Consider the following 10217-nt stretch of genomic DNA (forward strand, 5'->3'; position numbering starts at 1 on the left):
TTCAACTCCACCTCCTCGATCTCCTCGACACCGACATCGGACAGACCCGCTGGCCACAGACCTGAAACGGTGACCCGCGAAGTCCGGGTCTAGGCGGCGTCGGCCTGGTCCACTTGCACGGCGGAGATGTCGAGAAGCAGCTTCACCTTGTCGCTGATCAGGACCCCTCCGGCGGCCAGGGCGGTGTTCCAGCCCATCCCCCAGTCGGAGCGCTGGAGCGTGGCCGTGCCCTCGAAGCCGACGCGCTGCTGTCCATAGGCGTCCTGGCTCGCGCCGCCGAACTCCAGGTCGATCTGCACGGGCAGTTCGACGTCCTTGATCCGCAGGGATCCCGTCAGAGCGAACCGGTCGTCGCCGGCGTCGACGATCCCGGTGGAGCGGAAGCTCATCAGGGGGAACGTCGCCGAGTCGAAGAAGTCCGGGCCGGCGACATGCGCGTCCCGCTCCGGAGAACCCGTGTCCACACTGCCGGTCTGGACGCTGACGTGGGCCTCGGACCGGACGGGATCGGACCCGTCCAGCTTGAGGATTCCCTCGAACGAGGTGAACTTGCCGCGCACATTGCTGATCATCGCGTGCCGGACGGAGAAACCGATGGTGCTGTGGACCGGATCAATGGCGTAGACGCCGGTCAGCCCTTCATAGGGGCCGGTGAGCGGAAGGGGGGTTTCCTTGTTTTTCTGCATGGCGGGCCGGATCCTTTCCGGGTGAATCTCAGACAGGAGCGAATTCCGGCTCACCGGTGAAACGGCTTGTCCGCGGCCGGAACGCAAGGTGGCCCCCGCCCGGAGGCAGGGGCCACCCGCCGGGGGCTTACTGCGGCTGCGCGGCAGCCCAGTCGGCGAGCTTGGTCTCGGCGATGTGCGCGTCCGGACCGGGCAGGAGGGTGTCCTCCTTGAGTTCGACGCCGAAGTACGTGGCGTGCACGTCCGAGACCACCGTGCGGGGGTCGTTCTTGGCGGCGAGCGCCTTGCGGACGAGCGCGTCGAGCGGGTACGCCTCCGGGCCCGCGACCTCCACCACGCCGTTGACCGGGGTGCCGACCGTGGCCCGGCCGACCGCCGCGGCCACGTCGTCCGAGGCGATGGGCTGGATCTTGGCCGGGGACAGACGCACGGTGTCGCCGTCCGTGGCCTCGGCCGCGATCGCCTTCATGAACTCGAAGAACTGGGTGGCGTGGACGATCGTGTAAGGGATCCCGGACGCCTTGATCAGCTCCTCCTGAGCCTGCTTGGCGCGGAAGTACCCGCTGCCCTGAAGGCGTTCGGTGCCGACCACGGACAGCGCCACGTGGTGCGTCACGCCGGCCTCGGCCTCCGCCTTGAGGACGTTCGTCGTGGAGGTACGGAAGAAGTCCATGACGGCCTGGTCCTCGAACGAGGGGGAGTTGGACACGTCGACCACGACCGACGCGCCCTTCAGTACCTCGGCCAGCCCCTCGCCGGTCAGCGTGTTGACGCCGGTGTTGGGCGCGGCGGCGACCGCTTCGTGCCCGTGCTCGGTCAGCTTGCCGACCACCTTCGAACCGATGAGCCCGGTTCCACCGATCACTACGACCTTCATGACGGATTCCTCTCGTAGGTTTTAGCGGTGCCAGCACCGAAATCGGTCTGCACTGTCTGCACTAGATGAGACAGGGCGACGGCCCCGGTTGTGACACGAGGTTCGCGAAATCGACGGGAAATTTATTCGACGAGTTTTCCCTCGGTCGAGACGTCCTGCATGAGGGAGGAAATCTCGTCCGGGATCGCCGGAATGCTCTCGTGGGTGATTCCGGTCTTCGGCGACCACACGAGGTTGACCTGCAGAGCGGGATCCATGTCGGGATAGTCGCTGCGGTTGTGACAGCCGCGGGTCTCGCGACGCTCCAGCGCGGCTTCGAGAGTGGCCCGGGCCGCCAGTGCGGCGGACTTGAGATCGAAGGCGTGCGCGAGGTCCTGGTAGCCGGCGATGTCCGGGTGGACGCCGACGTCCTCCATCCGCTTCTCGATCGCCGCCAGCTCCTCCAGTCCCGTCCGCAGCCCCTCTTCGTCGCGTACGACTCCCGCATGCTCGGTCATCGTGTTGCGGATGGCGCGTTGCAGGGCGCGCACGTTCTCCGATCCGTCGGCCGCCAGCAGGTCCTCGACCTCCGCGCGGGCCTGCGCGATCGCCGACGCCGAGCGCGGGTGCGCGGTCAGGGACTCCGAGTAGGCGGCGGCCGCCCGGCCGGTGAGCCGGCCGAAGACCAGCAGCTCGATGAGGCTGTTCCCGCCGAGCCGGTTGGCGCCGTGCAGCCCGCTGGAGGCCTCGCCGATGGCGAACAGGCCGCGCACGTCGGTGCTGTGGTCCTCGGGACGCACCCACACCCCGCCCATCGAGTAGTGCGCGGTGGGCGCGATCTCGATCGGCTCGCGGGTGATGTCCAGCATCTGCAGGTCCAGCAGGGTCTGGTAGACCCGGGGCAGCCGCGTCATGATCGTCTGCCGGGGCAGGTGGGAGACGTCGAGCCAGATGCCGCCCTTGGGGGTCCCGCGGCCCTCCTTGATCTCCGTGTAGGCGGCCAGCGCCACCCGGTCACGGGTGGACAGCTCCATGCGGACGGGGTCGTAGCGGTTCATGAACCGTTCCCCGAGCGCGTTGCGCAGGATCCCGCCCTCGCCCCGGGCGGCCTCGCTCACCAGCGTGCCGGCGGCGCTCTCGGGCTCGATGATCCCGGACGGGTGGAACTGGACGAGTTCGGGGTCGCGCAGCCGTGCCCCGGCCTCCACGGCCAGGCGGAAGGAGTCGCCCGTGTTCTCGTCGCGCCGCGAGGACGTGCGTCGCCAGATCCGCGTGTGGCCGCCCGCTGCGAGAATGACGGCGTCGGCGTGGATCAGATAGCGCGTGCCGTCCGTGAGGTCGAAGCCGTAGGCGCCGAAGACGGCGCCGTCGTGCACCAGCAGCCGGGTGATGTAGACGCCGTCGAGGATCGGGATGTCGAGCTGCTCGGCGCGCCTGATCAGCGTGCGCTGGATCTCCAGACCCGTGTAGTCGCCGGAGAAGGCGGTGCGCCGGAACTTGTGCGCGCCGAAGAAGCGCTGGGAGATCCGGCCGTCCTCCTCGCGGGCGAAGGCCATGCCATAGCGTTCGAGGTCGTCGATGCCCCGGGCGGCGCCCTGGGTCACGATCTCCACGGTGTGCGGGTCGGCCAGCAGGTAACTCTCCTTGAGAGTGTCGGCCGCGTGCTGCTGCCAGCTGTCCTCGGGGTCCATCGTGGCCAGGGCGGCGTTGATGCCTCCGGCAGCGAGTGCCGTATGAGCGTCCTCCTTGGGGCGCTTGCCGACCGCGAGGACGTCGATACCGGCTTCGGCCAGTTCGATCGATGCTCGCAGGCCAGCACCTCCGGTGCCGATCACCAGCACCATGGTGGAAAGACGTTGTTCGGTGATAGCCACGGTCTACTCCGATCGCCGGGTTGGTCACTCAGTAAGACCAGGAAGTCCCGGGATCTGTGACAGCGGTGTCTCCCACCAGGCGCAGGTGCAGGTGCACGTGCAGCACGTTGTCACATGCTGCGAGTCCGTCAGGTGGCCAGTGTGATGGTGGCCGGTGTGCCCCGCCAGACCATCCGCGCGTACGGGCACAGCGAGTCGGCCTGCTCCAGGCAGGGGGCGGCGCGCTCGGGATCGACGTCCGGCCAGTTGACCACCAGGTCGACGCGGAGCAGGTAGCCGCCGTCTCCCGGGTCCCGCCCGAACGCCACGGTCGCGTCCACGGAGATCGTCGTGGGGTCGAGCGCGGCCTGTCGTGCCACCAGGCTCAGCGCGCCGTGGAAGCAGGCGGCGAAGCCGGCGGCGAACAGCTGTTCGGGATTCGTCCCCTGGCCGTCGCCGCCCAGTTCGGCGGGCGTACGAAGGTCGAGGTCCAGGACTCCGTCGGCCGAGCGCGCTCGTCCCGAGGCCCGCCCGTGACTGGCCGAGCCACCGCTCACCGTCACCGTCGTGGTGTAGAGCGGGGCGAAGGAGTCTCCTTCGAAGTCCTTCTCGGTGGACAGATCGGGCAACCCGATCGGCTCGCCGCTGCCGTGATCAACTGGACCAGATGCCATGTACCGTCCGCCTTCGCGTCGTGACCGGTCGTGAGAAGCCCGGGATTCCGGACAGCCAGTTGACCGGCGAGTCACCTGTCGTGTGACACCGCCGACGCGGCGGACGGAAAGGACGCCTCAGCCGCTCAGTGAGGCCACATACGGCGCGAGCTTGTTCGGGTTCATCACCCACATGATGCGTTCGATGCCCTGCGCCGACGCCTCGACGCACAGCAGCGCCGCCGCGTTCCCCTCGAACGAGACGAGGACGGCCGGCCTGCCGTTGGCCTCGACCCAGCGCACGTCGGCCTGCGGCCAGAAGCGCGGGGCGAAGGCCGCAAGGTACTTGGCGACGCGCGTACGCCCGACGACCGGGATCTTGGACGCGCCGCGGATTCCGCCGCCGTCGGAGTAACTGACCACATCCGTCGTCAGCACGTCCTCGAGCACCGTCAGATCGCCGGTCTGCGCCGCCGCGAGGAACACCTCCAGCAGACGCCGGTGCGCGGTGGAGTCGACCGGCTCGCTGCGTTCCGCCGACAGATGCCTGCGGCCGCGGCTCACCAGCTGGCGCGCGTTGGCCTCGCTCGTCTCCAGGATCTCCGCGATCCGCTTGTACGGGTAGTCGAAGGCCTCCCGCAGCACGTAGGCGGCCCGTTCCGCCGGGTTCAGCTTCTCCAGCAGGAAGAGAACGGCGAGGTCGACCGCCTCCGCCCGTTCCGCGCCGATCTGCGGATCCACGCTGGTGTCCACCGGCTCGGGGAGCCAGGGGCCCACGTACGACTCGCGCCGCATCCGGGCGGACCGGGCCAGGTTGATCGCCAGCCGGACGGTGACCGTGGCCAGGAACGCCGTGGGCTCCTGGATGTCGCTGCGGTCGGTGGTCTGCCACCGCACCCACGCCTCCTGGACGATGTCCTCGGCCTCCACCGCACTGCCGAGCACGCGGTACGCGATGCCGAAGAGTTGGGGACGCGCCGCGATGAAATCCCTCGTCGCCTGATCGAGAGAGTTTGCGTCATCACCGCTGCGCATATGTGTCCTCCAATGTTGGGACACCATGCTACAAGCCGCCGTACGACGGTGTGCTCGGGGCTCCCACGGTCGGTTTCGGACCCGTGTCACCGCCGCCCGAGTGACCCGAGCCGCACCGCCAGCACGGCCGGATCGGTGCGTTCGGGCAGCGGGGCGAAGCCGGACCCGCTCAGCTCCCCGATCAGCTCCGTACGCGACGCCGGCCACATCCAGAACGTCTCGGTGTGCTCGCGCAGCACCGCGCCCGCCCCGCCCTCACCCCGTACCCAGTAGGAGAAGCGGGTCCGGATGCGGTTCCCGTCCGTCGCCGAGCGCATCAGCCCGCCGTACTCGTGCTGGCCCACCCGCTGGGCCGGGAACACATACGTGGTCTCTTTCAACGGGAGTCGGGCGGGCGGGAGTTGGACGAGCAGTACGCCTCCGGGCACGAGCGCCTCGGCCACGGCCGGCCACAGGGCCCGCCGCGCGGCCGGATGCAGACAGGCGATCGTGTTGTGGCACACGGCCACGTCCGCCACCCCGCGCAAGGCGGCCTCGTCGAGCGTGCAGGGGTGCACGGTGACCCGCATCCGCAGCCCCGCGGGCAGGGATGCCAGACGTGTCATCAGGGGGGAACGCATCGAACGCGCGGGCTCGACGGCATGCACCGCAACATGTGACTCCATCAGGCTCATCAGTGTGACCCGTCCGGTTCCGGCGCCGACATCCAGCACACCGAGACGGGCGCGGCCGACATCGCCGCGGTAGAGCCGCCGTACCCGGGCCTCGTCCCGCTCGGCCTGGAGGATGTCGTAGAACTCGGCGCTGACGGCGTAGTCGTCCTGCAGTTCCTCGACCGGCGCATCTGCTATCGAAGCGTACATATCATATAAGACCGAACATTCCTCCCATCTGTGACATGGAGTCGCGGGGGACGGCGCTGCCGGGTCCTCACCCCTCCCAGCCGTAGCGGTCGCGCGCCAAGGCCGTCGTGTCCGGGGCGATCTCGCCGGTCCGCGCCAGCCGGTCCAGGGCCGCGACGACGATCGACTCGGCGTCCACCCGGAAATAGCGGCGCACGGCGTCACGGGTGTCCGACAGCCCGAAGCCGTCCGTGCCCAGCGACGAGTAGTCCTGCTCGACCCACTGGCTGATCTGGTCCGGCACCTGCCGCATCCAGTCGCTGACGGCCAGGACGGGCCCGCGGGCGCCCGACAGCGCCGCCGTCACGTACGGGACGCGCTCCTCGCCCCGCAGCCGCGCCCGGTCCGCGCACAGCGCGTCGCGGCGCAGCTCCGTCCAGGACGTCACCGACCAGACGTCGGCGTGGACTCCCCAGTCGGACCGCAGCAGCTCCTGGGCCTTCAGCGCCCAGTGGATGGCCGTGCCGGAGGCCAGCAGCTGGATCGTCGGCCCCGCGTCGTGGGGCGCCGCCCGCCGGAAGCGGTAGACGCCCTTCAGGATCCCCTCCTCGACCGACGGCCCGGCGGGCATGGCCGGCTGCTGTTTCGGCTCGTTGTAGACCGTCAGGTAGTAGAAGACGTCCTCCGGCCGGTCGCCGTACATCCGGCGCAGACCTTCCCTGACGATCACCGCGATCTCGTACGCGAAGGCGGGGTCGTAGCTCACGGCGGCCGGGTTCGTGGAGGCCAGCAGGTGGGAGTGGCCGTCCGCGTGCTGGAGGCCCTCGCCGGTCATCGTCGTCCGGCCGGCCGTCGCCCCGACGGCGAAACCGCGGCCCATCTGGTCGGCCAGGGCCCAGAACTGGTCGCCGGTGCGCTGGAATCCGAACATGGCGTAGAAGATGTAGAAGGGGATCATGGGCTCGCCGTGCGTGGCGTACGAGGTCGCCGCGGCCGTGAACTCGGCCAGCGATCCGGCTTCGGTGATGCCCTCGTCGATGAGCTGGCCGTCCTTGGCCTCCCGGTAGTGCAGCAGCTGATCGACGTCGACCGGTTCGTAGGTCTGGCCCTTCGGCGAGTAGATCCCGGCCGTCGGGAACAGGGACTCCATCCCGAACGTACGTGCCTCGTCGGGGATGATGGGCACCCAGCGCCGTCCGGTCTCCTCGACCCGCATCAGGTCCTTGACCAGCCGGACCAGCGCCATGGTGGTGGCCACCTCCTGGGTGCCGAAGCCCTTGCGGAGTGCGTCGAAGGGGCCGGACGGCGGCTGCTCCAGCGGCTTCGCGACGACCCTGCGCACCGGGACCGGGCCGCCGAGAGCGGTTCGGCGCTCCCGCAGGTACCGCACCTCGTCCGAGTCCTCGCCGGGGTGCCAGTACGGCACCAGGTCCCCGCTCAACGCACGGTCGGGGATGGGCAGTTCCAGCAGGTCGCGCATCTCGCGGAACTGGGCCGTCGTCCGCTTCTTCATCTGATGGTTGGCGTTGCGGGACTCGAAGCCCGACCCCAGCGTGTGGCCTTTGACCGTCTGGGCCAGGACGACGGTGGGTCCGTCCCGGTGGTCGACGGCGGCCCGGTAGGCGGCGTGGACCTTGAGAGGTTCGTGTCCGCCCCGGGAGTTCGTGAAGAGATCGGTGAGCTGCGCGTCGCTCAGCCCGGCCGAAAGGTGTGACAACGCGTCGCCCGTGAAGAAGTGTTTGCGTATGTAGGCGGCGTCCCGGGCGGCATACGTCTGGAGCTGCGCGTCGGGTACCTCGCCGAGGCGGTGGACGAGGGAGCCGTCCGTGTCCTGCCCCAGCACCGGGTCCCAGGCCTCGCCCCAGAGCGTCTTCACCACATGCCAGCCCGCACCCCGGAACCGGGCCTCCAGCTCCTGCACGATCTTGAAGTTGGCCCGCACGGGACCGTCCAGCCGCTGGAGGTTGCAGTTGACGACGAAGGTGAGGTTGTCCAGACCCTCGCGGGCGGCGAGTTCCAGCGCGGCCGTCGACTCCGGCTCGTCCACCTCGCCGTCCCCCAGGAAGACCCAGACATGCGACCCGGACGTGTCCTTGATGCCCCGGTCGTGGAGATAGCGGTTGAAGCGGGCCTGGTACACGGCGGCGAGCGGGCCCAGCCCCATGGACACGGTCGGGAACTCCCACAGCCACGGCAGCCGCCGCGGGTGCGGGTAGGACGGCAGGCCGTGCCCGTCGGCCTCCCGCCGGAAACCGTCCAGCTGCTCTTCGCGCAGCCGGCCCTCCAGGAAGACCCGCGCGTAGATGCCGGGCGAAGCATGCCCCTGAAGGAACAGCTGGTCCCCCGAACCTCCCCCACTCTCGGCTCCGCTCGAGCGGGAGGCGCCCCCGCCTTCCTTGCCCTGGAAGAAGTGGTTGAACCCGACCTCGTAGAGCCAGGCCGCCGAGGCGTACGTCGAGATGTGGCCGCCCAGGCCCAGGCGGGAACCGCGGGTCACCATCGCGGCCGCGTTCCACCGGTTCAGCGCCGTGATGCGGGACTCCATGGCGACATCGCCCGGGTAGGGCGGCTGGGAAGCCGCCGGGATCGTGTTGACGTAGTCCGAGGACAGCAGCCCCGGGAGGGTCACCCCGGAGTCGGCCGCGAACTCGTGCACGCGCCGCAGCAGGTACACGGCCCGGTCGGGCCCGGCATGCCGGATGACCGCGTCGAGCGATGCCTGCCACTCCCGCGTCTCCTCGGCGTCACGGTCGGGCAACTGGTCGAGCTCGCTCATCGCTCAGCGCTCCCCGAGCCACATGCCGAACGTCGTGTGACAGATATGGGCCTCCGGGGCGGGCAGCAGCATGCGCTCGTCGGGCACGTTGGCGCCGAGCAGCCCGGCGCGCGCATCGGCGACGACATTCCTCGTGTCGCCCCTCGCGGCCAGGAGCTTCGCCGTGAGGTCGTCCAGGCGGTACTCCTCGGGACCGGCCGCCTCCAGTACGTCGAACAGCGGCAGCCCCACGGCGACATGCGCGAGCGCGGTGGCGATGTCGCCCGTCGCGACCGGCTGCACCAGCGCGGGCACGACATGGACCCCGTCCCCGTGCGCGTCCGCGAGAGCCATGGCCTCGACGAACTCGAAGGACAGCGCGGCCCGCACGATCGAGTGCGGGATCGGGGAGTGCCGCACCTGCTCCTCCTGAAGCAGCTTCGCGCGGAAGTACCCCGAACGCAGCCGCTCGGCCCCCACCATCGACACGACGACGTGATGCTCGACGCCCGCCGAGGCCGCGGCGGCCAGGAGGTTGGCCGAAGCCGTGCGGAAGAACCGCAGGGCGGCGTCCTCGGTGCGCGCGGGCGCGTCGGTGACGTCCACCACCACCTCGGCGCCGCGAAGGGCCTCGTCGAGGCCCCTCCCCGTGATCAGGTCGACGCCGTGCCCGCGTGAGACGGGCACAGCCTCCACACCATGGTCCCGGAGCCTCGCGACCGTCCTGGAGCCGATCAGCCCTGTGGCGCCTGCGACGACGATCTTCATGGGGATTCCTTCCGAGAAGTCGGCCATGTGCAGCTCTAGGTACGACAGGCCGCAACCCACTGTTGTGACACCGACGGGCTGTCACAGCCGCAGCGTGTGTCCGGTCTTCCTTGGTGACAGCGCACGAGCGCAGGGGAACCGACTGCACCGACGACCGAGGAGCACACAGTGGCAAGCAACTCCGAGACGTGGATGACCGCGGCGACGGTCCTTCAGGACGCCAAGCCGCCCCACATCCCCGAGGGCGCCTCGGGCATGACCCTCCTGGTCGAGTGGCCGCCCGGAGCGTCCGGCACCCCTCCGCACCGCCACTCGGGACCGGCCTTCGGCTATGTGATCGAGGGCGAGGTGCGCTTCGAGCTGGAGGGCGAGCCGGAGCGGGTCGTCAAGGCCGGCGAGACGTTCTGGGAGCCCGGCGGCGACGTGATCCACTACCAGGACGGCAACGCCTCCGCGGACGCGCCCTGCCGGTTCGTCGTCACCATGCTGTGCGCACCGGATCAGCCGATGCTCACGCTGGTCGACGAGGCGGAACTCGCGCAGCGCGCCCATCTGCGAGCTCCGCGCCCCACGGCCTGATCCGCTCGGCCGTGCGGCGCGGTCGCCGTGGGCCCCCCCCCAGGCCCGGGGGGCCCGGCCCCCACCCCCCCCCGGGCGGGTTCCCCCCGGACCCCGGGGCCGCCCGGCCCGGCCGCCGGCCCCCCCACCGCACTGCGCCGGATCATCTTCGGCGGCGAGGCGCTCGACCTCGGGCGGCTGCGCGGCTGGG

The 10217-nt window shown here is 70.1% G+C and carries 9 protein-coding genes; 1 reads left to right on the top strand and 8 read right to left on the bottom strand.

Annotation, left to right across the window (positions count from 1 at the left end; genetic code table 11):
* Nucleotides 1-89: 89 nt before the first annotated feature.
* The 8 genes from AB0J04_RS44065 to AB0J04_RS44100 all read right to left on the bottom strand — a co-directional run bounded on the left by AB0J04_RS44065 (nt 90) and on the right by AB0J04_RS44100 (nt 9448).
* Nucleotides 90-686 carry a YceI family protein gene (locus tag AB0J04_RS44065; RefSeq protein WP_363174355.1) on the bottom strand — a complete coding sequence of 199 codons (597 nt, stop codon included), beginning with the start codon at nt 684-686 and terminating at the stop codon, nt 90-92.
* A 127-nt stretch (nt 687-813) separates the two neighbouring features.
* Nucleotides 814-1563: an SDR family oxidoreductase gene (locus tag AB0J04_RS44070; RefSeq protein ID WP_363174356.1), complete on the bottom strand. Its 750-nt coding sequence runs from the start codon at nt 1561-1563 to the stop codon at nt 814-816.
* A 122-nt stretch (nt 1564-1685) separates the two neighbouring features.
* Nucleotides 1686-3386 carry an FAD-binding protein gene (locus tag AB0J04_RS44075; RefSeq protein ID WP_363174362.1) on the bottom strand — a complete coding sequence of 567 codons (1701 nt, stop codon included), beginning with the start codon at nt 3384-3386 and terminating at the stop codon, nt 1686-1688.
* A 158-nt stretch (nt 3387-3544) separates the two neighbouring features.
* A complete protein-coding gene (locus tag AB0J04_RS44080) occupies nt 3545-4069 on the bottom strand; it encodes an Ohr family peroxiredoxin (protein ID WP_363174357.1) in 525 nt (174 codons plus the stop codon).
* 117 nt (nt 4070-4186) lie between these two features.
* Complete coding sequence (locus AB0J04_RS44085) at nt 4187-5083, bottom strand: RNA polymerase sigma-70 factor (RefSeq protein WP_363174358.1); 897 nt, start codon at nt 5081-5083, stop codon at nt 4187-4189.
* Nucleotides 5084-5169: 86 nt separating this feature from the next.
* Nucleotides 5170-5946, bottom strand: coding sequence for a class I SAM-dependent methyltransferase (locus AB0J04_RS44090; RefSeq protein WP_363174359.1), 777 nt, complete (start codon nt 5944-5946; stop codon nt 5170-5172).
* Between the two features lie 67 nt (nt 5947-6013).
* The gene (gene aceE / locus AB0J04_RS44095; protein ID WP_363174360.1) at nt 6014-8701 is read right to left on the bottom strand and encodes a pyruvate dehydrogenase (acetyl-transferring), homodimeric type; all 2688 of its coding nucleotides are present in this window, start codon (nt 8699-8701) and stop codon (nt 6014-6016) included.
* A gap of 3 nt (nt 8702-8704) precedes the next feature.
* Nucleotides 8705-9448: an SDR family oxidoreductase gene (locus AB0J04_RS44100; protein WP_363174361.1), complete on the bottom strand. Its 744-nt coding sequence runs from the start codon at nt 9446-9448 to the stop codon at nt 8705-8707.
* A 192-nt stretch (nt 9449-9640) separates the two neighbouring features.
* Between AB0J04_RS44100 and AB0J04_RS44105 the strand changes: the two genes are divergently transcribed.
* Nucleotides 9641-10027 (top strand): cupin domain-containing protein, encoded by a 387-nt coding sequence (locus AB0J04_RS44105; protein WP_363174363.1) that lies wholly within the window; start codon nt 9641-9643, stop codon nt 10025-10027.
* Nucleotides 10028-10217 lie beyond the last annotated feature (190 nt).

The organism is Streptomyces sp. NPDC050263, assembly GCF_040655955.1.
GTDB lineage: Bacteria > Actinomycetota > Actinomycetes > Streptomycetales > Streptomycetaceae > Streptomyces.

What these genes read in the sequence shown, in the direction of transcription:
- AB0J04_RS44065 (WP_363174355.1), bottom strand. Translation starts at nt 686, where the DNA reads ATGCAGAAAAACAAGGAAACCCCCCTTCCGCTCACCGGCCCCTATGAA.
- AB0J04_RS44070 (WP_363174356.1), bottom strand. Translation starts at nt 1,563, where the DNA reads ATGAAGGTCGTAGTGATCGGTGGAACCGGGCTCATCGGTTCGAAGGTG.
- AB0J04_RS44075 (WP_363174362.1), bottom strand. Translation starts at nt 3,386, where the DNA reads ATGGTGCTGGTGATCGGCACCGGAGGTGCTGGCCTGCGAGCATCGATC.
- AB0J04_RS44080 (WP_363174357.1), bottom strand. Translation starts at nt 4,069, where the DNA reads ATGGCATCTGGTCCAGTTGATCACGGCAGCGGCGAGCCGATCGGGTTG.
- AB0J04_RS44085 (WP_363174358.1), bottom strand. Translation starts at nt 5,083, where the DNA reads ATGCGCAGCGGTGATGACGCAAACTCTCTCGATCAGGCGACGAGGGAT.
- AB0J04_RS44090 (WP_363174359.1), bottom strand. Translation starts at nt 5,946, where the DNA reads ATGTACGCTTCGATAGCAGATGCGCCGGTCGAGGAACTGCAGGACGAC.
- aceE (WP_363174360.1), bottom strand. Translation starts at nt 8,701, where the DNA reads ATGAGCGAGCTCGACCAGTTGCCCGACCGTGACGCCGAGGAGACGCGG.
- AB0J04_RS44100 (WP_363174361.1), bottom strand. Translation starts at nt 9,448, where the DNA reads ATGAAGATCGTCGTCGCAGGCGCCACAGGGCTGATCGGCTCCAGGACG.
- AB0J04_RS44105 (WP_363174363.1), top strand. Translation starts at nt 9,641, where the DNA reads ATGACCGCGGCGACGGTCCTTCAGGACGCCAAGCCGCCCCACATCCCC.